Raw genomic sequence first — 26120 nt, forward strand, 5'->3', positions numbered from 1 at the left:
ACCCCTCAAAATAAAAAATCGTGTCTTTGCGTATTTAAACGCTAATTTAAAAAGGTCTTAAAACGTATCAAAATTTATAAAATCGATACGAATTGCTTGTTTTCATAAATTTATTTTTTTGAGCAAGTACCCATCGTACCTACTTTTGAACAACCAATTTATTAATCTTATTCCATTCAAATTACAAAAAGTATGAAAAGAATTTTGACAATTTTTATCTTCTTGTGTATGGCCATATCTTATGGCCACGCCCAAACTAACGCCAGAATTAGCGGGGTAGTAAAAGATGAGAAAGGCTTACCCTTACCGGGGGTAACCATCTTAATCAAAAACTCGCAAATAGGCACCACCTCTAACGTAAACGGCGAATACAGTTTAAATGCTCCTAAAAACAGCACACTTGTATTTTCCTTTCTCGGCTTCTCTTCCCAGGAGATAAACATAGGGGAGAAAACAACCTTAAACGTTACTTTAAAAGAAGACATTTCTAAACTAGACGAAGTTGTAGTAATTGGTTATGGCTCTGTTAAGCGTAAAAACTTAAACTATGCAACCTCAGAAGTATCGGCCAAAAGCATTGAAGACAGGCCCATTACCAGTTTGCAACAAGCTATACAAGGTAGGGCCGCAGGTGTAACGGTTATACAACCATCCGGCAAACCTGGCGCAGGGCTTAATTTAAGAGTAAGGGGTTATGGTTCTTTAAATGGCTCCAACGATCCGCTTTACGTGGTTGATGGTGTTCAATTATTATCAAACGATGGTATTAACCCAAACGATATTGAAAACATTACTATTTTAAAAGATGCTTCTGCCACGGCTATTTATGGGGCAAACGGTGCAAATGGGGTGGTTTTAATTACTACAAAATCTGGCTCTGCCAACAAAACCCAAATAAGCGTAGAAAGTTATTACGGTTTTCAAAACGTAACCAAAAAACTCGATGTTTTAAACGCAAAACAATTTGCAACGTTAATTAACGAAGAAAGAACAAATGTTGGCCAGGCACCTTTTATAACCGACGTAAGCAACCTACCATATAACACCAATTGGCAAGATGAAATTTACAGAAGGGGCGCACAACAGAATTATCAGCTATCTGCCACGGGTGGTAGCGAAAAATATAAATATTACCTATCTGGCGGTTGGAATGCCGAAGACGGCACATTAGCACCAGCAAGTTTCGGCCGTTACAGCATTAGGTTTAACCAAAGTGCAAACCTTTACCCTAAATTAAAGGTAGGTAGTAATTTTGCTATATCTAGGGTCAATTCTGTAGATGTTGCAGACAATAATAGGGTAAACCAAGCGGGCGTGGTTCTTTCTGCATTGTCAACTCCGCCAACCATCCCGGTTCAAAACGCAGATGGCACTTATCCGCAAAATCCTTATCAAGCATTAGAAAACCCTGTTGCAATTACCAGAGGAGCAGACAATACATCGTTCACAAACAAAATATTAGGTAACGTTTATGCAGAGTACCAACTGCCTGCAGACCTAAAAATAAGATCAACATTTGGCGTTGAGGCCAATGATAACAGAAGCGATAGCTTTATTGATCCTTTTACCACCGGGAACGGTAGGGCGTTAAAAGGCTTTGCAAGTGCGGGTTCTAACAATGAGGTGATCTGGCAAAACGAGAATATTCTTTCTTATAACCACACATTTAACAAAAAGCACAGTTTAGATGCCATTGGAGGGGTAACATTTAGAAAATCTAACTATACCGGCACCTTTTTATCTGGCAAAAACTTTGCTAATGGATCAATAAAAACAGTAAACGGGGCATCACAAAAAATAGATGCAAGCAGTAATAATTCTGGCTGGGCTTATCTTTCTTATCTAGCAAGGGTTATTTACACTTATAACGATAAATATACCGTTACAGGATCATTTAGGGCAGATGGCTCATCAAGGTTTGGGCCAAATCAAAAATATGGATATTTCCCTGCGGCATCTGTAGGATGGTTAATTTCTGAAGAAGATTTCTTAAAAAACGTGAGCTGGTTAAGCAGCTTAAAACTACGTTATGGCATAGGCAGTAACGGAAACTCTACAGGCATTGGAGATTTTAGTTATTTGGCCAGGTACGGCGTAGGCTACAATTACCCAATCAATGGCAATACCCAACCCGGATCAATTTCTACAAGCATTGCAAACAACGATCTAAAATGGGAGGTAAACACCACTAACAACTTAGGTTTAGATATTTCTCTTTTTAACAACAGAATTAGTTTATCTGCCGATGCTTATTACAGAAAAACCACAGATGCTTTGGTTAATAGGCCGCTTCCCTCCCAAACAGGTTATGGCTCTATTACCCAAAACGTTGGAAGTTTAGAGAACAAAGGTTTAGAGTTTAGTTTAAATACCATCAACTACTCTCATAAGAATTTTACTTGGCAAACAGATGTTGAGTTTTCTTTAAACAGAAATAAAGTATTAAACATTTTGGGGCAAAGCATTATGGCGGGCGGTGTTGGCGATAATGGCAACTCAACCATTACAGAAGAGGGGCAGCCAATTAGTTCGTTTTATGGGTACATATCTGATGGTGTTGATCCTGCAACGGGAAACATCAAATACAGGGACCTAAACAAAGATAACAAAATCACTGATGCTGATAGAACCATCATCGGCAATCCAAACCCTAAATTTCAAGGGGGTATAACCAACCGTTTCTCTGCCTTTGGTTTTGATCTATCATTCTTATTTCAAGGTGTTTATGGCAACGATGTTTACAATGCTTCGCGGATTGAAACCGAAGGAATGTCTGGTCCTAAAAACGCATCAACTGCAGTTTTAAATAGATGGACCACCCCTGGCCAAATCACAGATATTCCAAGGGCGGCTTTTGGCGATCCAAATCAAAACTCTTTAAGAAACTCTACTCGTTTCTTAGAAGATGGTTCTTTCTTAAAATTGAGAGACTTAACATTTGGCTATAATTTAACAAGTGTTCTAAAGAAACAATCGGTTCTAAAATCAGCCAGAATTTACATAAGTGGAAGAAATTTGTTAACTATTTCTAACTATAAAGGATATGACCCAGAAGTGAGTAGAGAAGGTGCGAACCCCTTTGCTTTAGGAATTGATTATGGCACTTATCCACAAGTAAGAACCTTGGTTTTTGGTTTAAACGCTAAGTTTTAATTAAAATTCATCAGTTATAAATGCTTCAATAAAATATAAATCATGAAAAAATATTTAATAATAATCCTTGCTGCAGCAACCGCACTAACAGGATGTAAAAAATTTCTGGACATCAAACCAGAATCAGAAATAACAGGCGCCAACTTTTATCAGGTTGCTTCAGATGCAGAATCTGGTTTAATTGGTTGTTATGATGCCCTTCAGCCAGATGCTTATTATGGTTTTGATATAGAGACCTACGGAGACGTAACATCAGACAATGCTTATGCCGGTGGTGATAATCCTGCGAACATCCAAATGGATGAATTTAAAACAGATCCAAACAATGCAAACATCTCAAGAGATTGGAATCAGATGTATCAAGCCGTTGCCAGATGTAATGACGTGATCGATAATGTTTCTACCATGGATAACAAAGTTTTTCAAGGCAATAGAAAAAAAGAGATCATTGCAGAGGCCAAGTTTTTAAGAGCGCTAGACTATTTTAACCTGGTTAGGATCTGGGGCAGGGTTCCTTTGATCGTAAATCAAATTAAGGATACCAAACCAGAAAGCATCAATAAAGGTAACAGCGAGATTTCTGATATCTACGCTCAAATTACAAAAGATTTAACAGATGCCGTTACCGATCTGCCAAAAGACAATGAAACTGGCAGAGCTACAAAAGGAGCGGCAGAAGGTATTTTGGCCAAAGTAAATCTTACCAATAAAAATTGGCAACAAGCCGCGGATTTATGCGGACAGGTTATGGGCTTAAACAAATACAGCCTTGTTGGTAATTATGATGCTTTATGGTCTGGTAAAAACACATCAGAATCTTTATTTGAAGTGCAATTTACCGGAGGTAACGAGGGTAATGTTATGCCGGATCTATTTTTGCCTTTCCCATTAGCAACCTATGAATTCTTAAAATTTAGTACGCCCACAGAAGATATGATTGCGGCTTATGAGCCAAATGACCAAAGAAAAGCAGCCTCTATCATCTTTGCTGACCAATACTACGGCAAAAATTTCCCCCATGTTTATAAATATAGAAACGCAGCGGGTTTTGCAGCGCCAACAAACGTACCCGTTTTAAGATATGCCGATGTTTTATTGATGAGAGCAGAAGCTTTAAATGAAATTAGCTATCCAAATCTAGAAGCATTGAGTATTTTAAATCAAATTAGAACTAGAGCAGGGCTTTTAGTCTCAAAAACCCTATTAGATTACCCAACGCAAGAAAGTTTAAGGGTTGCAATTGCTAAAGAAAGAAGGGTTGAATTAGCTTTTGAAGGCCATCGCTGGTTTGATCTTTTAAGAACAGGGAAAGCCATTAGTACCCTCCAAGGAAAATACCCGATCAATAACGATAGATTACTGTTTCCGATCCCTCAAAACCAGATCGATAAAAACCCTAACCTTAAACAAAACCCCGGATATAATTAAAAACTTTTAAAAGCCAGTTTAGGCTGGCTTTTATTTAAAAATCTACAAATGAATAAATTAACTAATAAAAACATCAAACTGATAGCCGTACTTTTTTTGGGGATTTTCTGTAGCTGTAGCTGCAAAAAAAGTAATACGCCCCCAGTTGTTGGGCCACCACAACCCCTTCCGGTTGATAATACGCCATCAACGGTGCAGTTTTGGTTAACCGATGGGAATAAAGGTAATTTGTTTAGCCGTCAGTCTGTTCCGTTAAATTTTAATCAACAAGAAGATAAAAACTACCCCACAATTGCAATAGATTCTGCACAAACCTATCAAAGTATAGATGGCTTTGGCTATAGTTTAACCGGGGGAAGTGCCTATTTGTTGAACAGTTTGGACGATAAAACTCAAGATGAGACTTTAAAAAATCTTTTTTCTACCACTGATAACTCAATAGGCGTAAGTTATTTGAGAATTAGTGTTGGAGCTTCTGATCTTAATGCAAATGTTTTCACTTATGATGATGTACCAAATAGCCAAACAGATATAGGTTTAGCAAAATTTAGTATCAATCCTGATAGGCAAGACCTTATCCCAATTCTTAAAAAGATATTGGCCATTAACCCTCAGGTAAAAATTATGGCTACACCATGGACCGCCCCATCTTGGATGAAGAGTAACGAAAGCTCTAAAGGCGGATCTTTAAAAACAGAATATTATGCTGTTTATGCACAATATTTTGTGAAATATTTAAACGCCATGAAGGCAGAGGGGATCAATATAGAAGCAATTACGCCACAAAACGAGCCTTTAAACCCCGATAACAACCCAAGCATGGTAATGACCGCTACGGAGGAGGCAAATTTTATTAAAAATAATTTAGGCCCAGCTTTACAGGCCGCGGGTTTAAATACCAAAATAATAGTTTACGATCATAATGCCGATGTTCCACAATACCCTTTAACCATTTTGCAAGATGCCGATGCCGCAAAATATGTTGATGGTGCCGCATTTCATTTGTATGCCGGCAGCATTACCGCTTTGTCTCAAGTACATAATGCTTATCCTGATAAAAACCTATATTTTACAGAACAATATACCCCTATTACAGGAAGTTTTAATGGTGATTTAAGCTGGCACATCACTAATTTAATAATTGGTGCTCCCAGAAACTGGAGTAGAAATGTTTTAGAATGGAATTTGGCCTCTGATCCCAACCTTGGCCCGCATACGCCTGGCGGTTGTAGCACCTGCTTGGGTGCTTTAACAATCAGCTCATCATCAGCGGTTAGCAAAAACGTTTCTTACTACATTATTGCCCATGCTTCAAAATTTGTAAGGCCAGGGGCGGTAAGGGTCTCCTCTACATCAACCAATGATCTTCCATCTGTTGCATTCAAAAATGCTGATGGGAAAAAAGTGTTGATCGTAACCAACAATGGCTCTCAAAATCAAAAATTTAACGTGAATTACATGGGTAAAACCATGCAAAGTTCTTTAAACCCTGGTAGCGTAGCAACCTACGTTTGGTAAAATAAAACAAAGAAGAATGTATTTAACAAGTAACAAAATAAAATCGTCTTTATCCCTGTCATTATTCATTTTATTGATAACCGGTTGCGCTCAAAAAAAGACCGAAAAGATTGATATTAAAAAAGCAACGGTTTTTACTACTGCAGAAAGCACTAATTATAGAATTTCTAAAACAGAAAACCTAAAATTTGAACCATCTGCACAGCCCTTAGAAAGAGAAGTAATCATTTTGGTAGATCCCAAACATCAGTTTCAAAGTTTTATAGGTATTGGTGGGGCAATTACAGATGCTTCTGCAGAAACCTTTGCAAAATTACCGAAGGTTAAACAACAAGAATTATTGACCGCTTATTTTGATGCCGATAAAGGGATTGGCTATACCATAGGGAGAACAAACATCAATAGCTGCGATTTTTCTAGCGGATCTTACACTTATGTTAATGATAATGACAGCACTTTAGCATCTTTTGATATTAAACATGATGAAGCGTTTAAAATTCCTTTCATTAAAAAGGCAATGGCTGCCGCCGATAATAAATTAAATCTTTTTGTTTCTCCGTGGAGCCCTCCGGCCTGGATGAAAACCAATAAGAGTATGCTTAATGGCGGTAAACTTTTGCCTCGGTTTAGGCAGGCTTGGGCAAATTATTACGTAAAATTTATAAATGCCTATGAAAGCATAAAAATTCCCGTTTGGGGGCTATCTGTACAAAACGAGCCTATGGCAAAGCAAACATGGGAGTCTTGCGTTTTTACCGCAGAAGATGAGAGAGATTTTATCAAAAACTATTTAGGGCCAACACTCAAAAAAAATAATTTGGGAAATAAAAAACTGATCGCTTGGGATCATAACAGAGATTTAATATACCAAAGAGCCAGCGTTATTTTAAACGATGAAGAAGCGGCCAAATATGTTTGGGGCATCGGTTTTCATTGGTATGAGACCTGGACAGGAAGCAAAATGCAGTTTAATAACGTTAAAAAAGTACATGAGGCTTTTCCTGATAAGCATTTGATCTTTACAGAAGGCTGTAAAGAGAAATTTAATCTTGATAGTATCAACAACTGGAGCTTGGGAGAAAAATACGGCCATTCTATGATCAATGATTTTAACGATGGGACAGAGGCGTGGACAGACTGGAATATTTTATTGGATGAAAACGGCGGGCCAAACCATGTGGGTAATTTCTGCTTCGCCCCGGTACATGCCAATACCCAAACAGGGCAGCTGATATATACCAATGCCTATTATTATATTGGGCAATTCTCTAAATTTATTAAGGCCGGTGCTAAAAGAATCATATCTACGGCAAACCGCGATGATCTAGAAGTGACCTCGTTTTTAAATCCTGATGGCAAGATCATTACCATCGTGTTAAACACAACGGGTAAAACCATCCCTTTTAAATTGATGATTGATGCTAAGGCCGTTAAATCTAAGAGCCTAGCTCATTCTATATCCACATTTATCTTAGAAAGCTAGATTTTAAAATAGGAAACTATAATTATTAACCCATAAAAATTTAAACATGAAAAAAATTTTTACCCTCCTCGGTTTATTATTACTAGGTATTGTTGTAAAAGCACAAACCCCAGTAGATTTTGAAACAAGTACCCTTACTTGGGGAGCTGCCGCATCAGATGTAAATGCAAGTTTTGCAAACCCATCTAAAACAGGCATCAATATCTCAAACACCGTTTTGCAAATTGCCACACAGGCCGATGGCCCAAATTATGGCTTGGCTTATACCAATAATTATACGCCGTTTTTGGTTACAACCGCAAACTGTGTTGTAAAAATGATGGTTTATAAACCTGTAACCAGTAATGTTACCTTTTCTTTTAAACCAAACGATATGTCTAGCAGCTTAGAGTTGAGCGTACCAAACACCACTATTAACCAATGGGAAGAGTTGACTTTTGATTTTACACCATTTATTGGGAAAACGGTAATTGAGCTGGCGGTTTTTGTGGACAATAGAGACCACAGGCCAACTGCCGTAACAGGTTATTTTGATAATATATCATTTAACGATCAATCAACTTTACCGCTTAAGTTAACCTCTTTTACGGGAAGTTTTAACGGATTGCAAAACACTTTAAATTGGAAAACCGCTTCTGAATTAAACATTAACCATTTTGAGGTCGAAAAAAGCATCGATGGAAAATTATTCTCGAAAATTGGGGAACTAAAAGGTGGAAAAAGCGAATATTCTTTCGTTGATAAAAACATCAGCTTTATCGGAGCCTTGTATTACAGGCTTAAAATGATTGATAACGATGGAACTTTTACTTATTCTAATATTGTAGCAATCAATAATAAATCCAAAAACGAAACGTCTTTCAGCTTTTATCCAAACCCAGCAATAGATTACTTAAACGTAAACCTTATCAGCAAAGAAGCTTCAACAGCTACCTTATCTGTTTATGATTTATCTGGTAAATTAATTAGGGAATCAATTCACAGCTTCAATATAGGTAATAATACGGTAAGGGTAAACACTAGTGATTTACAATCGGGTAGCTATTTGTTAAGAATTACAGATAACAAAAGTAAACTCATTCAAACGCGGAAGTTTTTAGTAAGTCGTTAATCTTTTTAAAGATTTCACAATGGTATAATGAAGGTTTATGAATTTAGGGTACGCAACTTCTAATATTGAGTCGGCCTTTTAAAAATAAAACCTAAAATATTGCAATTAACAAAAATGTTGATTGGGTGTTGCAGCTCCAAAACGACACTTAGTTTAACCATAAATCACTTAAGGTAAGGGCATGGCTTTTTTAGTTGTAAGACTAGGCCTAATAAAAACCAATTTAAAATGAAAAAAAAATTAATGCTAATTTTGTTTACGGTTCTCTTTTCTAATGTAAAGGGTCAAGCGCCTATTTCTTCTTATTATATAGATTTCGGGAAAAGCAATGGAACTGACGGCAATATAACGCCGGGGCCCGATGTTAACAGCAATTATTGGACAAACCTCACAGACCCAACTGTTACAGCACCAAGCGTGTTCCTTACAAACAGTACTGGAAGTGTATCAAATAGTGTTAAAATCAATATCACATCAGCATTTTTATCTAATGGGATAAATACGGGAGGGCTCTTGTCCCCCGATCCCGCTCTGTTAAATGATTTTGCAATCGCAACCGCCACACAAGATTACTTTTATACCAACACGAACGGGAAAGGAGAATTTAAAATTTCCGGCCTAAGCCCAACAAAGAGATATGTCTTCAAGTTTTTTGGGAGTAGAGACAACACGGAAACCAGAATATCAAATTATAAGATAACTGGGGCTACGGTAACAAATACATCTTTAAAAACAAGTGGTGTTAACATAAGTGCAAATGGAGCCAATAATAGAAACGACAACACAATTGCAGTTTCCGATACACTCTATGCTAACTCAAACGGAGAGATAATCATTGAATTGACCAAAACCGCGGGAACATACGGACATCTAAATATAATGAAGATGGAAGTTTACAACACTAACTCTTATTATATAGATTTTGGAAAAAACAACGGAACAGACGGCAATATAACACTGGGACCCGATGTAAACAACAATTATTGGACAAACCTCACAGACCCAACCGTTACAGCACCAAGTGTGTTCCTCACAAACAGTACTGGAAGTGTATCAAGTAGTGTTAAAATCAATATCACATCAGCATTTTTATCAAATGGGATAAATACTGGAGGGCTCTTATCCCCTAATCCCGCCCTGTTGAATGATTTTGCAATTGCAACCGCCACACAAGATTACTTTTACACCAACACAAATGGGAAAGGAGAATTTAAGATTTCCGGCCTAAGCGCAACAAAAAGATATGTCTTCAAGTTTTTTGGGAGTAGAGACAACACGGAAACAAGAATATCAAATTATAAGATAACAGGGGCTACGGTCACAAACACATCTTTAAAAACAAGCGGGATCAATATAAGTGCGAATGGTGCTAATAATAGAAACGACAACACCATTGCGGTTTCTGATACAGTTTATGCAAGCTCTAACGGAGATATCATCATTGAATTGACAAAGACCTCGGGATCATACGGCCATCTAAATATAATGAAAATGGAAGTTTATAATACTACGTTTATACCCAAGTTAACCCTTACCAATGAGGGATTTGAGAATGGAGATCTTACAGGCTGGACTGATGAAAATAGTAATGGCATTTTAGCTGTTAATAATTTAAATAAACACAATGGAAATTTTTCTTTTGTTGAGAGTGGCGATAATGCAGAAATAAGTCAATCTATTGATTATTTGAATGGAAATAATTACAGATTAACCGGTTATTTGTATCAATCAGGAATGGACAAACTAGTTGTAGGTCAAGCCGCTCACTTAAAAATAGCATATTTTGATAAGGACAATATTTTACTAAGTATGCAAAAATCTGATTCTCTAGTTTATGGAGGAGCATCAGACGAATGGAAAAAATATACTGTAGGAATTACTGTCCCAGTAGGAACTAAGTTTATAAAGGCATCACTTGTATGGAAGGGTAACGCTAGTAGTGCGGGAAGTATTCGTTTTGACGATATATCCTTGGAGGCTTATACTCCGCTTGATGAATTTAAAATAGTTTACTTTGGTTCGTCTGTCCCATACGGCCAAGGGGCAACCAATAAAATTGGTTATACAAGCTTATACACTAATATTCTAAATCAAAGGGCTATTACAGGTGGCAATAATTGGACTACAAGTAATATCTCAATTCCTGGAGATAATACGGTTAAAGTTTTAGCTAGGTATGATAGCGATTTAAAACCACAATATGCAAAATATGTAGTCTTTGCTCTTTCATTAGGTAACGAGGGCATACATGAAAACGGCCAGCCTAGTTTTGACCAATTTAGAACCAATCTAAAACAACTTATTAAACAAGCCAGAGAAGATGGCTATGTTCCTGTTGTAACAAATAGCTACACCAGAAACGATTTTACAAGTGTTGATTATAATTATGTTAAACAAATGAATTTGCTGATACAGGGTTGGGATGTACCAAGTGTTAATTTGTTGGGTGCTGTAGACAATTTAGCCGGTCGTTATACTGATGGGTATTGGGATGATAGTCTTCACCCTAATGATGCGGGGCATGCAGAGCTATCACACGCAATTGTACCATCTTTGTTTGATGCTCTAAATGAAAACAAACCTATCCCTAAAAAAGTTACGGGCTCTTTTATAACGGTTTCAAAAAATACCCCAAACAAATTTTTAAATTTTCAACCAGAAGATATCGTTCATCCTTTTACATCATCAATAAGTTTTAAAACTGCAAATGATGGAAATCTATTATTATTAAACGATGCAGATGGTCTTGGAAAGTTAGAGATTATAAATGGAAACTTATCTTACCTATCTTCTAAAGGAGGAAATATAACTGGGGTAATCAATGTAAAAGATAATCAGTGGCATAAAGTTACACTTACGCATTATTATGCTAAAGGAGTTACTATGTTATATTGTGACAGTAATTTGCAGGGAAGTGTTAATGAAAAGTTATTACTGAAAAAAATTAAAATTGGAGGACCAACCGTTCCCTTTAACCTTCAGTTGAAAGATTGGCTATTTTACAGGTCTGCGATGAATGCAGATGAAGTGAGATATATCTGCAGAGACTCTATGTTAAAATCCAGTCTTGAATTATTTGCTCCTTTGGATGGAAAAAACATCAGCTTGTCAGATTCATTAAAAAACTTGGCTCAAAGTACAAATGTAGTAACAGCCTTAGTAGAAGCTATTACCTCCCCAACAGGAATGTCGCTTAACAATAATACTTTACTCGAAAACAACCTCCTAGGCGCCACCATAGGTAACTTTACAACTCAGGATTTGAGTAATGATGGTTTTACTTATACCCTTGTAAATGGAACTGGAGATGATGACAATGGTTCGTTTTTTATAAGCGGTAATCAACTTAAGGCAAATAGGTCTTTTGATTTTGAACAAAAAAGCAATTATTCTGTAAGAGTTAGAACTACAAATTCTTTCGAAATGTCTTTTGAAAAATCATTCACTATTACCATAAATGACCAGAGCGAGGATTATAGCTCAGAACCTGGAAATGCCTTTTATTTTCAAGGGAATGATGGAGTGCAAGCCTTAATTGATAATCCTCACCTTACTAATGAGCCGGGTCCGTTCGATTTTTCTAAAGGTACTGTTGAAGCTTGGATTTTACCTGATTGGGATCAAAATATTAGAACTGCTGACTCTTATGTGTTTTCAATGATTGATTTTTGGGGCACTCGTTGGGGAATAAGTATTGACAAGAATTACGGAAATGTTGGGATTCATACCGCAACTAACGACTATATTTCTTACAAGTTTCAGAAAGGTCATTGGTATCATTTAGCTGCAGTATTTAATGACGGGGGTAGTATTGATATCTATGTTAATGGTGTAAAAATCGGAACCTCTTCATCAATTGTAAATTCAACAATTACTGGCACACCTTTTAAAATTGGTATAAGTTGGTCTTGGTCAGCAGATCAGCAATTTAAAGGAGCTATAGACGAGGTACGGGTTTGGAATGTTGTCCTGTCCGAAGCTGACATTAAAGCCAATATGAACAGACCATTATCTCCTAATCAAACCGGTTTATTAGCCTACTATAAATTTAATGAAAATTCTGGAACCGTCTTGAATGATGCTTCTGCGAACGCTTATAATGGAAATATGATTTATTGGGACAATAACGCAGCAGTCGCAACTACATCGCCCACATGGGAAGAAAGCTATGCGATGGTTACTCCTCAAAGAAGTCCCGTAACTGCACTTAATAACAATGGGTTCACATTAAATTGGGGTGTTCCCGTAGTGGGAATCGCTGATGAGTACATTATTGATGTTGCTACAGACAAGGATTTTACTTCATTTGTTACAGGTTATAATAATTTTCAAATCGGAAACCAATTATCAAAAACCATTTCGGGACTAGAAACGAACAAAATGTATTATTACCGTGTGTCAGATTCTAAATTATCCATAGGTGAGAAAGGAAATTACTCATACTCGGATTCAGTTTATGTAGACAGTACACTTCCATTAGATTTTAAATCTTTTACATTACAAAAAAACAATAACTCAGTTCAATTAAATTGGATAATATTAAACGAAAAAAACAATAGTTATTTTAATGTCCTACATAGCAATGATGGTTTAAATTGGGATACAATTGGGTTAATTTATACCATAGACTCAAAAGATGAAAATTACTTTTATAAACATGAATCGCCTTCCTTGGAGGCAAATTATTATAAAATTCAACAAGTAGATTTTGATGGAAAGTTTACCTATAGTGAAGTGAGATTTACGAATTTTAGTTTAAGTCCGACAGATTTAAAGATTTATCCAAATCCATTTTTCCAAAGCATTACTGTCCAATTATCTGAAGAATCTAAGGAACCATTAGAATATCGTGTTTTTAATAGTATTGGAAATGTTGTTGAACAAGGTAAATTAAATAAAAGAATAACCGTTTTACAATTTGACAATTTTCAAAAAGGGGTTTATATCATAAAAATTGATGGGTACCAACCCAATAAGTTTATTAAAGAATAAGACATTCCATCTACAAAATTCTTAAAGAATTTATAAACAAAAAAATCCCCAGATTAATTGGGGATTTTTTGAATATCAACTTTTTAAACCTTATTGGCCAACCAAAGATTTCCCTTTAACCTTACGTTCTTGTTCTGTTAAATAAATCTTACGCAAACGGATACTTGCGGGCGTTACCTCAATATATTCATCGGCCTGTATATATTCCATACATTCTTCTAAAGAGAACTTGATGGCTGGCGCAATACGGGTATTATCATCGGTACCAGAAGCTCTCATATTGGTAAGTTGTTTTCCTTTGGTAATATTGATTACTAAATCATTATCCCTAATGTGCTCTCCTAATATCTGGCCTTCATAAATATCAACTCCTGGGTCCACAAAGAACCGGCCCCTATCTTGCAGTTTATCAATTGCGTAAGCGGTGGTCATTCCTTTGTCCATAGATATTAAAACCCCGTTCAAACGGCCTGGGATTGTGCCTTTCCAAGGCTCATAAGCTTTAAAACGGTGGGCCATAATTGCCTCCCCAGCGGTAGCCGTTAAAACATTGTTTCTTAAACCGATTATTCCACGGGCAGGGATTTCAAATTCTAAATGTTGTAAATCTCCTTTAGGCTCCATGATCAACAATTCGCCTTTACGTTGGGTTACCAACTCTATAACCTTACCAGAAACTTCGCCCGGTACATCTACGATCAAAGTTTCAATTGGTTCACATTTAACACCATCAATGGTTTTGATGATTACTTGTGGTTGGCCAACCTGCATTTCGTAGCCTTCCCTACGCATGGTTTCAATCAGAACGGATAAATGGAGAATACCACGACCATAGACCAAATAAGCATCTGGCAGGTCTGTTTCAACAACCCTTAACGCTAGGTTTTTTTCTAATTCTTTGTATAAACGCTCGCGTAAACGTTGCGAAGTAACAAATTTACCTTCCTTACCAAAGAAAGGTGAATTATTGATGGTAAACAACATGTTCATTGTTGGCTCGTCAATAGAGATTACTTCCAGTTGTTCTGGGTTTTCAAAATCGGCAATGGTATCGCCAATATCAAAGCCATCAATACCAACAACGGCACAAATATCACCAGAAGAAACTTCAGAAACCTTTACTTTTCCCAAGCCCTCAAAGGTGTATAATTCTTTGATCCTTGATTTTACGATTTTACCGTCTCTTTTTACCAAAGATACCGGCATGTTTTCTTTGATGGTACCTCGGGCTACCCTACCAATTGCGATACGGCCTACGAAAGAAGAATAATCTAAAGAGGTGATCTGCATTTGTAAAGTACCTTCTTGTATAGGTGCCGGCGGAATGTTTTCTAAAATTGCATCCATCAAAGGGAAGATGTTATCGGTTTGGACTTTCCAATCTGTATTCATCCAGCCTTGCTTAGACGAACCGTAAATTACAGGGAAATCTAACTGCTCTTCTGTAGCTTCTAAGTTGAAGAACAACTCGAAAATTTGCTCATACACTTCTTCTGGGCGGCAGTTTTCTTTATCGACCTTGTTTACAACAACAATGGGTTTTAAGCCCAATGCCAAAGCTTTTTGCGTTACGAAACGAGTTTGGGGCATGGCACCTTCAAAAGCATCGCACAGTAACAAAACGCCATCTGCCATTTTCAAAACACGCTCTACCTCACCGCCAAAATCGGCGTGGCCAGGGGTATCAATAATATTGATTTTTACGTCTTTATATTTAACAGAAACGTTTTTAGAAACTATGGTAATACCACGTTCACGCTCCAAATCGTTATTATCCAGTATCAGCTCACCCGCGGTTTCATTATCCCTAAAGATAGAACAAGAGTGTAAAATTTTATCAACCAAGGTGGTTTTACCGTGGTCAACGTGGGCGATGATCGCTATATTTCTAATCTTTTGCATCCAAAAAAAGCTCTAAAAAATTTTTGCAAAGGTAAGGTTTTAATTTAGAAATTTATGCCTTAATGATTTGAATTTAAAATGACTATGGATAATCAAAATTATTTTAGTTTTGTTCTGTTATGGATATCCAAACTATCATAGTTTTTTTGTTGTTTGTTGCGGCGGCATTTTATATCGGCAAACTCATATACAACGGTTTAAAATCTAAAAACGGTTGTGCTAACGGTTGTGGTAAATGCGGTGTTGATCTTTCTAATATAAACCCAGATAAAAATTAACATTCTTTAACATGATATTGTTTTTACCTTCGTATCGTTTATCCTCTTTGCTCCGTTATTAGTCGTTATTTAATCTCAAATGCACTCTAAGCAAATTTTTCAGACCCCATCTACAAACAGGTGGAAAAGGTTTAAGTGGGTGAGCAGGATATTGTTTCTTGCCATTCTTATTTCCATAGTTTGTGTAATCATTACCATTGCTTCTAAAAAATACCCCTCTTTGCCAGACTTAAGCAAAGCCTACAATTCTTACAGCATAAAAAACGTTGCATTAATAAAAAAATCTACAAAATATAAAGAATTTAAGGTAGCTAAGGGCAAGCTGGTTCAGCTAAAGAAAGATCGGGAACTTTATAAAAAACTTCATCCCAATAATTTAAACAGGGTAAATTTTGGTTTTTTTGTTGATTGGGACGCTCAATCATATACCTCTTTAAGCGATCATATCGATAAGCTAGATATGATTATCCCAGAGTTTTTCTTCGTAAAAAAAGACTCTGACCAATTAACCGCAAAAATTGATTACGATGTTATCAAAACCGTAAAAAAAAATCACAAGAAAATATTAGCATCGGTAAAAAATTACATTAATTCTAATTGGGATGGTGCAGCGGTACGTAGGATAATACTTTCGCCTGCCCATAGCGCACAATTTATAGATAACCTAGTTTATCAGCTAAAAAAATACAGGTTAGATGGCGTAAACATAGATTTTGAAGAACTAAACCTTTCTTCTGATGAACCTTTGATCAATTTCCAGAAGCAGCTTTATGAAACATTACACAAGAATGGGTTAACCGTAACTCAGGATATAAGCCCTGATAACGAAGATTATAACGTTAAGGAGCTGGCAAAATATAACGATTACATATTTTTGATGGCCTATGATCAGCATACCGAACTGAGCAATCCTGGCGATATATCACACCAAGACTGGGTAGAAGAAAAATTGGATAAGATATGCCGAGAAATACCTAGTTCTAAAGTTGTTTTGGCCATTGCGGGTTATGGTTTTGATTGGCCAGAAAACGGGGTAGGGATCAACATGACCTATCAAACAGCTATATCAAATGCCCAACAATATCAAGCGAAAGTGGTTTTTGATCCTCTATCCGCAAACCTACATTATAACTATACAGACAATCATCAAACAAAACATGAGGTTTATTTTACAGATGCCGCCACAAACTTTAACATTATGCGCAAGGCCGATGATTGGGGCGTTGGTGGCATTGCCTTATGGCGATTAGGTTCTGAAGACCCCAGATTATGGAAATTCTTTAGGCGTGATCTAAGTATAGAGGCCTTAAACAAACAAAATTACAATGGAGATGAGCTTTCTAAAGTTGAACTGAACGATAGGATTAACTATACCGGCGATGGCGAGATATTGGATCTGGTAACAACGCCAAAAGAAGGGAAACTTACCCTAAAAATAGATTCGGCCACTAAAACCATCATAGATCAACATTATGTTTCTTTACCCACAAAATATGTGATCAACAAATTTGGCCAAGCCGATAAAAAAATAATATTAACTTTTGATGATGGCCCAGATCCTGTTTACACGCCTCAAATTTTATCGATATTAAAAAAGGAAAAAGTACCCGCTACGTTTTTTATGGTGGGTATAATGGCAGAGAACAACATCCCATTGGTTAAGGCTGTGTATGATGCCGGTTATGAAATAGGGAACCATACTTTTTTTCACCCAGATCTTTCTAAAGTAAGCCAAGCTAGGGTAGTATTTGAATTAAACGCCACCAGAAAATTAATTGAATGTATCACGGGAAAAAGCACAGTTTTGTTTAGGGCGCCATTTAATGCAGATGCAGAACCACAGGTAAGGGCAGAGGTTTTACCCGTTGCCCAGAGCAGGGCAGAAAATTATATTAATGTTGGCGAATCTATTGACCCGCAAGATTGGAAACCCGGCATTACAGCAGATGAAATTGTGAGCCAAGTTATTGCGCAAAAGCATAATGGAAGCATCATTTTATTACATGATGCTGGCGGCGACCGCTCTCAAACGGTTGAGGCCTTGCCAAGAATTATAGACTATTTTAAAAAGAATGGCTACCAATTTATAACCGTAGCAGATATATTGGGTAAAACAAAAGCAGAGGTAATGCCCGCCGTTGCTGATGATGCCGATAGCGGTTTAATTGGCGAGGCCGACAGTTTGTTTGTGAGCTCGTTCTTTTATGGCAACAAAATACTTTACAGCGTTTTTTTATTATCCATATTTTTAGCCATGATCAGGCTGTTGATCATCACGGTTCTGGCTTTAAAAAAATATAGAAAAGAGAAAAAGGCCCCTAAAAATTCAAATCCGTCTTATCCTCCGGTAAGTATCTTAATACCCGCTTACAACGAAGAAGTTACGGCCGTTAAAACCATAGATAGCCTTTTAGCCTTAGATTACCCAGAATTAGAGCTGCTTTTTATTGATGATGGATCAAAAGACAAAACCTTAGAAGTTATCAAAAAAGCTTTTGGGAACAATGATAAGGTAAAGATCCTAAGTAAAACTAACGGAGGAAAGGCTTCTGCTTTAAACTATGGCATTTCTTTAAGCAAACACGATTTTATAGTTTGTATAGATGCAGATACCCAACTTAATAAAGATGCCATAAAAAACCTTTTAAAAGGATTTGAGCTAGAAGATATTGCCGCAATTGCAGGGACGGTAAAAGTAGGTAACGAGACAAATTTTTTAACAAAATGGCAATCTATAGAATACATTACCAGCCAAAATTTAGATCGCAGGGCATTTGATGTTTTAAATAGCATCACGGTTATACCGGGCGCAATAGGTGCCTTTAGAAAAAAAGTTTTACAAGAAGTTGGCGGCTTTACCAGCGATACCTTGGCAGAAGATTGCGATCTAACCATGCGTATTTTAAAAGCGGGTTATATTGTTAAAAATTGTACAACAGCAATAGCCTACACAGAGGCCCCAGAAACTTTTGATATGTTTTTAAAACAACGTTTTAGGTGGAGTTATGGCGTAATGCAGAGTTTTTGGAAAAACAGAAATGCGCTACTAAACAAAAAATATGGCTATTTTGGGATGATAGGGATGCCCAACATACTTATTTTCCAGATCATATTGCCTTTGTTTGCACCACTGGCCGATCTATTTATGCTTGGTGCAATTGTTAGTGGTGTATGGAATTTGATCGATCTGGGAGCATTAAACTGGGCAGCAATACAAAGTACGTTTTCTTTAGGAACCAGCTTTGGCCAAGTTGTTTTCTATTACATCCTTTTTGTGGTAGTAGATCTGATATTTGCTTGCTTCGCCTTTAAAATAGAGAAAGAGCCCCTTAAAAAATTACTTTACATTATTCCCCAGCGTTTTGTGTGGAGACAATTGATGTATTATGTGCTCTTTAAATCTTTACGGAAAGCCCTTAAAGGAGAAATGAGCGGCTGGGGCGCTTTAACACGCACCGGAAATGTTAAGGCGCGGCCTAACTAGGTTGCCAAAACCAAGTTATATCTGTTGGTGCTTTTGACGATCTTTAACCCAAAACCACCAAAACTTGGTTTTTCTCTACTTTATCCCCTGCTTTGATGTTTAGTTTCTTAACCACTAAATCTGCAGGGGCTTTGATCATATTCTCCATTTTCATGGCTTCTAAAACAAAAAGGTTCTCCCCTTTTCTTATTTCATCGCCTTCGTTCACCAAAACCTTTAAAACCAGGCCCGGCATTGGTGCCTTAATTTCTTTGAGCTTGGTAGCGTTTAAGTTTTCTAGGCCTAGGTCTTTCAGTAATTCATCATATTGGTCTTTTGCTTCAATATCATAAATGTTGTTGTTAACCTTTATCTTAAAAGTTTTTTCGGTAAAGTGATGGGCAATCACCTCGGCGGTAAATGATCTATTGTTTTTTATGATATGAAACCTGTTATTTCCAAGGTTAACCATATCTACATCTGTATCCATTCCGTTGATATTGAATATTTCATTTTTCAACGAAGTCTCAAAATCGAAATTTTTGTTTGCGTTAATCTTAAACATTATAATTATTGTGTTAAAGCGTATTGAATTAAGTTTGCGCCCATTTTTAAGGCCTGTGTCCTTTTTTCTTGTGTATCATCGGGGTAAGTGCCAAAATCTTCCCATCCGTTCCCTAAATCGCACTCATAATCATAAAAACAAACTATTCTACCTTTATAGATCAATGCAAAACCTTGTGGCCTTTTTCCGTTGTGCTCGTGTATCTTTGGCAAGCCGTTAGGGAAATCAAATTTTTGATGAAAAATTGGATGATTAGGTGGAAGTTCTACAAAATCCAATTCGGGAAAAACCTTTTTCATCTGTGGCCTGATAAACTTATCCAAACCGTAATTATCGTCAATATGCAAAAAACCACCGCCAATTAAATAATTCCTTAAGTTTTTGGCCTCTTGATCGGTAAAAATCACGTTGCCATGGCCTGTTAAATAAACAAACGGATAGCTATATAAATCACTACTTCCCACTTCTACCAAGCCTTCTTCAGTAGAAATATTTGTCCCTAAATTTTGGTTACAGAAATCGATCAAATTTGGGAGTGCGGTTCTGTTAGCATACCAATCTCCACCACCATTATATTTTAATTTAGCGATTTTGTAAGAAGCAGTTTTAAATGAAGCAAGAAATAAGAAGCAAGAAGCAAGAAGTAAGGGGCAAGATTTGAGACATAAGATCTGAGACCCAAAACGCTGTATAGGTTTAATTTTTTTGAAAATAATATTTGTATTGATTTTACTCACTTAAATTTATAACCTAATATTCACAAATAAACCAAAAAAACTACTCTCTGTTCAAATAATTGATCTCGAAACAAGCTTCTAAGGCGGCCGTTTCTGTTCTTAACCTGCTATCTCCTAAAGTTATGGCAATAAATCCGCTTTCTAAAGCAGCTGCTATCTCTGTTGGAGAAAAATCGCCTTCAGGGCCAATCAATATCAAATATTTTTGATGTGGGATAAATTTTTCGGCTATTCCCGGTTTTTGACCTTCATCGCAGTGCGCTATCAGTTTTAAATCGGCGGAAGCCTGGGAAATAAACGTTTTGAATGGGATATAATTATTTAACTTAGGATGGTAGGCCTTTAAAGACTGTTTAATTGCGGAGGTAATTATTTTATTGGATCGATCAATCTTTATCTCTTTACGCTCAGAACGCTCACAGATGATGGGGGTAACCTCATCGATACCAATTTCTGTGGCCTTTTCTAAAAACCATTCAAAACGGTCAATATTTTTTGTGGGTGCTACCGCAATATGCAAATAATGGTTTCTTTTTGCATATTCTGTTTTTATTTGGAGGATATTTAAAACAGTTCTCTTAGGGTGGTCATCTATTATTTCTGCCAAATAAAGGCCGCCTTTACCATCAATCAAATTGATTTGGTCACCAATTTTTAAACGCAAAACTTTGATGCAGTGCTTGCTTTCCTCTTCATCTAGCTGATAAGTTTGGTCTTGGATATCAGGCGTATAAAAAAGGTGCATATTTTAATGGTTATCTACTTGCTCTTCTTCTTCAATAATGAGTTGAAGTTTAACGGCTTCTATGTTCTGCCCAATTTTTTTGAGGATAGTAAACGTATAGCCGTTAAAGTCTTTAGTTTCTCCCACTTCAGGGATTTTACCAAAGATCTCGCTCAATAAGCCCGCAACCGTGTCATAATCTTCGTCTTCTGGCAAATCATGTGGAAGAAACTCGTTAACATCATAAACCGTGGCCGATGCTGTTACAATAAATTCATCTTCAGAAACTTTTTCTACTAAAGGCTTTTCCTCGTCATACTCATCTTGGATATCACCAACCAATTCTTCCACAATATCCTCTAAGGTTACCATCCCCGCCGTCCCGCCAAACTCATCCAAAACAATGGCAATTTGAATGCGCTTTAGTTTTAGCTCTGCCATTAAATCGTTGATTTTTTTAGATTCTGGCACAAATAAAGGCTTCCTTAAAATATCGTTCAAATTAAACTTGCCGTGTTTTACGATCAAAGATAAAATATCCTTTGCATGTACTATACCTACCACCCTATCAATGGTATCGTCATAAACGGGAATCCTGGAGTAGCCTTCAGAAATGATACAATCTAATAATTCTTCTTGGGTGGCGGTTAATTCTATGGCAGATATTTTGGTCCGTGGCACCATAATGTTTTTTACCACGCGTTCATTAAAATCGAATACGTTTTTGATCAGCTCATGCTCTGCCTTATCTATTGCCCCAGATTCTTTTCCTTGATCTAATAGATATTGTAACTCTTCTGAAGAATGTATTGCCTCATGTGCATTTGCAGAATCTATACCTACAAGTTTTAATATCACGTTTGCAAAACCGTTTAAAATATAAATGAATGGTTTAAATATGATATAGAAAAACTGTAAAGGAAAAGCAATGGCCATGGTTGTTGCTACGGGTTTTTGTATGGCTAAGGTTTTAGGAGCTAACTCACCAAATACGATATGTAAAATAGTGATGATGGTAAACGCCAAGATCAAGCCTAGTGTTTCTGTTAAACTTGCCGATATGGGAAGACTTATGAAGCTAAAAAAAGCGGCCACCAAACTAGACATTACCTTTTCGCCAACCCAGCCCAAACCAAGAGAGGCTAAAGTAATTCCCAATTGCGTAGCTGCCAAATAACCATCTAAGTGCGAGGTCATGTGCTTGGCTATTTGGGCAACCTTGCTTCCCGTTTTGGCTTTTATTTCTATTTGAGAGCCCCTAACTTTTACTATAGCAAATTCTGCGGCAACAAAAAAACCGTTTAACAATACTAAGAATAAAGTTAAGAAAATGCTTAAACCGCTAATTTGGGGGTGGGGGTCCATTTTATTTTTTTCTATAGGTTGAATTGTACAATTCTATACTTTCTTGAATTACCTTATAAGCGTATTTTTTGCCTAAAAGATGCTCTATGGTAACATTTTTTTCTTCTAATGCTTTATAATCCTGAAAGAACCGTACTATTTCTTTCATGGTATGAGGGGGTAATTCTTTTAAATCATCGATATAATTTACAGACATATCATTTTTTGCAACCGCAATAATTTTATCGTCCTGTTCCCCATTATCAACCATGTGCATTACACCGATCACTTTAGCCTCGATCATAGACATTGGGTAAACATCGGCAGAACAAAGCACCAATATATCTAATGGATCATGATCATCACAATAAGTTTGTGGTATAAAACCGTAATTGGCAGGATACATTACGGAAGAAAACAATATCCTATCTAACCTTAAAAGCCCCGTGTCTTTATCGATTTCATATTTTGCCTTTGATCCTTTTGGTATTTCTATAATAGCCGTTACCGACTCTGGAGAGTTTACGCCAGGGGAAATGGAGTGCCAAGGATGATTACTGTTTTCTATCATCTAATTCTGAATGATTCTTTTCTTTAATATTAATTATGTTTCTTCTTAAAAAGCCAATGATCAATGGTATGGTTGTGATTAGAACAAACCCGATGATGATATAGCCTAAGTATCCTTCTATCTGTTTCTCAAATTCTCTCCCAAGAAAATAGCCCAATAAAGTTAATGAGTTGATCCATAAAATGGCCCCTATTAAATTATAAAGCACAAATTTCTTGGAGTCTAACCTAACAACCCCTGCAATAATTGGGGCAAATGTACGTACAATCGGCACAAATCTTCCCATTATTAATGCAAAAGCACCTTGTTTACGGTAATATACCTCTGCTGCCCTCAGGTATTTCTGCTTAAAAAAAAAGGTGTCTTTTCTTTTATAAAGCATTGGCCCGGTACGGTAACCAAACCAGTAACCTACAAAGTTTCCTGCAAAAGCGGCAATAATCAAGCCTAATAGCATTACCACTATACCAACGTCTAATCTGCCGGTTGCAACAAATAAGCCCGCCAAAAATAGTAAATAATCTCCTGGTAAAAAAAAACCGAAAAACAATCCTGTCTCGGCAAAAACCACAAACAGTATTAGATAAAACCCTCCTTTATGAATGATTTGTTGAGCATCTATTAGCTTGGTAAAGTTTTCCCAGAATTCATGCATAGTTATCTTATAAAACTACAAATATTATTGCAATTTTATAATGAATTGGGAAGTTTAAATTAAATCTATGATCAGATTCATAAACATCAATATTTTTATATTTATTGAAAGATTTCATATATTTATAATAATGAAAACTTTAACACTTTCTTTGCCAGACTCATTAAATGAAAGCAGAAATGAAACTATTCAATTTCTTGCCGCTAAATTGTATGAATCCGAAAAATTAACTTTGAATGAAGCGGCAATCATGTGCGAAATGAAAAAATGGGAGTTTGCTGAGATATTAATCAAATATGATGTCCATTTTCTTGATGCCTCTGCAATGGCAGATTTAAAGAATGGAAAATGATAAAATTGTTATTATCGATGCAAGATGCTTTATTGTATTAGAAAAAATTGGTGCTTTACCCTTATTAAACAAACTGTACCTTCAAGTTGTAACAACTACAGAAATTGCTGCAGAATACAAAGAAGATTTACCAACTTGGATTACGATTCAGAATGTGATAAATCGTGATTTAATTAAAACTTTTCAAAATATAGTTGACTTAGGAGAGTCAAGTGCAATTGCATTGGCCAATGAAATAAATCACAGTTTTATTGTAATAGATGATTTGCAAGCTCGAAAATTCGCTTCAAGTTTAGGCCTAAATGTAAAGGGGACAATTGGTGTTTTATTAGAGGCTAAGCAAAACGAAGTTATTCAAACTATTAAACCTTACTTAGATAAAATCCAAAAGACTAATTTTAGAATTTCTGATTATTTAATAGTTAAGATTCTTGAAAGTGCTGGAGAAATTTAAAATTCTTTTAAAACAAATCTGTGATCAAAGAAGGGTAAACACCCAAAATAATGGTTACGATAGCTGATATACTCAAAACCAGTTTATAGTAAGACGTTGAAGTTAGTTCTTTTCTTTCTGCCTCTTTAAAATACATGGCCACTATTACTTTAAAATAATAGAAAACACCAATTATAGCATTGATGATGGCAAAAACAATTAACCAAACATGATATTGTGCTAAGGCGGTAGAGAACATAAAGAACTTGCCAATAAAACCTGCTGTTAGGGGGATCCCGGCCAAAGAAAGCATAGAAATAGTTAACATGAGGGCCAAAAACGGGTTCTTTTTACCAAGTCCGTTAAAGTTTTCAAAGTTTTCCCCTCCTGTTTGCTCTTTAACCAAAATCAAAATACCAAAAGCAATAATAGAAGCAATAGAATAAGCTGCTGCATATATAAATACTGCATTGGTAGAAGTTGCGCCCAAAGCCACAATGGCAAACAGCATGTAGCCCGCGTGTGAAATACTAGAATAGGCCAACATCCTTTTAAAGTTGGTTTGATATAAGGCTGTAATATTACCTACAAACAAGGTCAATATGGTAATCACTAATAATGTTGGCATCCAAAAATCTTCTGCCAAGGGTGCAAAACAAACAGAAAACAATCTTAAAAACGCAGCAAAACCAGCAGTTTTAACTACGGTTGACATGAAAGCCGTAATTAAGGTTGGCGAACCTTCGTAAACATCGGGAGTCCAGAAATGAAATGGAGCCGCACCAATTTTAAAACTTAAACCAACGATCATTAAAACAATTCCCACATAAAACATAGGGTCAATTCCGGTTGGCCTATCAATAACATATTGTTTGATCACATCCAGATCAAATGAATGTGATGCCCCGTAGATTAAGGCGATACCGAACAACAAAAAGCCCGTTGAGAAAGCGCCCATCAAAAAGTACTTCAATGCGGCTTCGTTTGATGCAAAGTCTCTTTTTTTAATCCCTGCTAAGATATAAAGGCTTACCGACATGATTTCTAAACCAACAAATAACATTGCCATGTTATGGTAAGAAACCATTACAATTATCCCCGCAAGGGCAAAAAGAATGATGGTATAGTATTCTGCCACGTTTTCACTGATTTTCTCGAAGTAGTTTTTAGATAGCAATAAAATGAGAATAGTAGAAACGATGGTTAAGCTTGAGAAAGCAACGGCAAAATTATCAAAAAGCATCATGCCGCTGTAAATAGGCGATGCCCCAGAATTCCATTCCATAATAGAAAGCACCAATGCAGCAATTAAGCCGATAATGGTAACAGGCAACAAAGCATTTTTTGCCTTAAACAATCCTATATAAAGAACTACAATGGCTAAAATTGATATAACTATTAAAGAGTTCAT

The 26120-nt window shown here is 36.4% G+C and carries 18 protein-coding genes; 10 read left to right on the forward strand and 8 right to left on the reverse strand.

Annotation, left to right across the window (positions count from 1 at the left end; translation table 11 throughout):
• Positions 1-192 precede the first annotated feature (192 nt).
• From I5M32_RS04750 to I5M32_RS04775, 6 genes are all read left to right on the forward strand, one after another.
• Positions 193-3153: a SusC/RagA family TonB-linked outer membrane protein gene (locus tag I5M32_RS04750; RefSeq protein WP_200585041.1), complete on the forward strand. Its 2961-nt coding sequence runs from the start codon at positions 193-195 to the stop codon at positions 3151-3153.
• 42 nt (positions 3154-3195) lie between these two features.
• Positions 3196-4581: a RagB/SusD family nutrient uptake outer membrane protein gene (locus I5M32_RS04755; protein WP_200585042.1), complete on the forward strand. Its 1386-nt coding sequence runs from the start codon at positions 3196-3198 to the stop codon at positions 4579-4581.
• 48 nt (positions 4582-4629) lie between these two features.
• Positions 4630-6099, forward strand: a complete 1470-nt coding sequence (locus I5M32_RS04760) for a glycoside hydrolase family 30 protein (RefSeq protein WP_200585043.1) — start codon at positions 4630-4632, stop codon at positions 6097-6099.
• 16 nt (positions 6100-6115) lie between these two features.
• A complete protein-coding gene (locus tag I5M32_RS04765; protein WP_200585044.1) occupies positions 6116-7582 on the forward strand; it encodes a glycoside hydrolase family 30 protein in 1467 nt (488 codons plus the stop codon).
• 46 nt (positions 7583-7628) lie between these two features.
• Positions 7629-8693, forward strand: a complete 1065-nt coding sequence (locus I5M32_RS04770; RefSeq protein WP_200585045.1) for a T9SS type A sorting domain-containing protein — start codon at positions 7629-7631, stop codon at positions 8691-8693.
• Between the two features lie 228 nt (positions 8694-8921).
• Positions 8922-13685, forward strand: coding sequence for a LamG-like jellyroll fold domain-containing protein (locus I5M32_RS04775; protein WP_200585046.1), 4764 nt, complete (start codon positions 8922-8924; stop codon positions 13683-13685).
• Between the two features lie 90 nt (positions 13686-13775).
• On the opposite strand, the gene typA is transcribed toward I5M32_RS04775, so the two are convergent.
• Entirely contained in the window at positions 13776-15587 is a 1812-nt protein-coding gene (gene typA / locus I5M32_RS04780; RefSeq protein WP_200585047.1) for a translational GTPase TypA, read from the reverse strand.
• Between the two features lie 119 nt (positions 15588-15706).
• Between typA and I5M32_RS04785 the strand changes: the two genes are divergently transcribed.
• Both I5M32_RS04785 and I5M32_RS04790 read left to right on the forward strand, forming a co-directional pair.
• Positions 15707-15865 (forward strand): FeoB-associated Cys-rich membrane protein, encoded by a 159-nt coding sequence (locus I5M32_RS04785; protein ID WP_200585048.1) that lies wholly within the window; start codon positions 15707-15709, stop codon positions 15863-15865.
• A 79-nt stretch (positions 15866-15944) separates the two neighbouring features.
• Complete coding sequence (locus tag I5M32_RS04790) at positions 15945-19349, forward strand: glycosyltransferase (RefSeq protein ID WP_200585049.1); 3405 nt, start codon at positions 15945-15947, stop codon at positions 19347-19349.
• 43 nt (positions 19350-19392) lie between these two features.
• Here I5M32_RS04790 and I5M32_RS04795 read toward each other — a convergent pair whose 3' ends face one another.
• From I5M32_RS04795 to I5M32_RS04820, 6 genes are all read right to left on the reverse strand, one after another.
• On the reverse strand, positions 19393-19893 hold the full coding sequence (locus I5M32_RS04795; protein ID WP_200585050.1) for an acetyl-CoA carboxylase biotin carboxyl carrier protein subunit: 501 nt from the start codon (positions 19891-19893) through the stop codon (positions 19393-19395).
• Between the two features lie 5 nt (positions 19894-19898).
• A complete protein-coding gene (locus tag I5M32_RS04800) occupies positions 19899-20483 on the reverse strand; it encodes a DUF4159 domain-containing protein (protein ID WP_317193099.1) in 585 nt (194 codons plus the stop codon).
• Between the two features lie 187 nt (positions 20484-20670).
• Positions 20671-21375 carry a 16S rRNA (uracil(1498)-N(3))-methyltransferase gene (locus I5M32_RS04805; RefSeq protein WP_200585051.1) on the reverse strand — a complete coding sequence of 235 codons (705 nt, stop codon included), beginning with the start codon at positions 21373-21375 and terminating at the stop codon, positions 20671-20673.
• A gap of 3 nt (positions 21376-21378) precedes the next feature.
• The gene (locus tag I5M32_RS04810) at positions 21379-22719 is read right to left on the reverse strand and encodes a hemolysin family protein (RefSeq protein ID WP_200585052.1); all 1341 of its coding nucleotides are present in this window, start codon (positions 22717-22719) and stop codon (positions 21379-21381) included.
• A gap of 1 nt (position 22720) precedes the next feature.
• Positions 22721-23269, reverse strand: a complete 549-nt coding sequence (locus tag I5M32_RS04815) for an inorganic diphosphatase (protein WP_200585053.1) — start codon at positions 23267-23269, stop codon at positions 22721-22723.
• A complete protein-coding gene (locus I5M32_RS04820) occupies positions 23253-23924 on the reverse strand; it encodes a DedA family protein (RefSeq protein ID WP_200585054.1) in 672 nt (223 codons plus the stop codon). The genes I5M32_RS04815 and I5M32_RS04820 overlap by 17 nt, the downstream gene beginning before the upstream one ends.
• A 130-nt stretch (positions 23925-24054) precedes the next feature.
• Here I5M32_RS04820 and I5M32_RS04825 point away from each other — a divergent pair, with 130 nt between their 5' ends.
• Both I5M32_RS04825 and I5M32_RS04830 read left to right on the forward strand, forming a co-directional pair.
• The gene (locus I5M32_RS04825) at positions 24055-24276 is read left to right on the forward strand and encodes a UPF0175 family protein (RefSeq protein WP_200585055.1); all 222 of its coding nucleotides are present in this window, start codon (positions 24055-24057) and stop codon (positions 24274-24276) included.
• A complete protein-coding gene (locus I5M32_RS04830; RefSeq protein WP_200585056.1) occupies positions 24266-24730 on the forward strand; it encodes a DUF3368 domain-containing protein in 465 nt (154 codons plus the stop codon). Before I5M32_RS04825 ends, I5M32_RS04830 begins: the two co-directional genes overlap by 11 nt.
• Before the next feature lie 7 nt (positions 24731-24737).
• On the opposite strand, the gene I5M32_RS04835 is transcribed toward I5M32_RS04830, so the two are convergent.
• Positions 24738-26120: an NADH-quinone oxidoreductase subunit N gene (locus tag I5M32_RS04835; protein WP_200585057.1), complete on the reverse strand. Its 1383-nt coding sequence runs from the start codon at positions 26118-26120 to the stop codon at positions 24738-24740.

This window comes from Pedobacter segetis, from assembly GCF_016623585.1.
In the GTDB taxonomy this organism is placed as follows: domain Bacteria; phylum Bacteroidota; class Bacteroidia; order Sphingobacteriales; family Sphingobacteriaceae; genus Pseudopedobacter; species Pseudopedobacter segetis.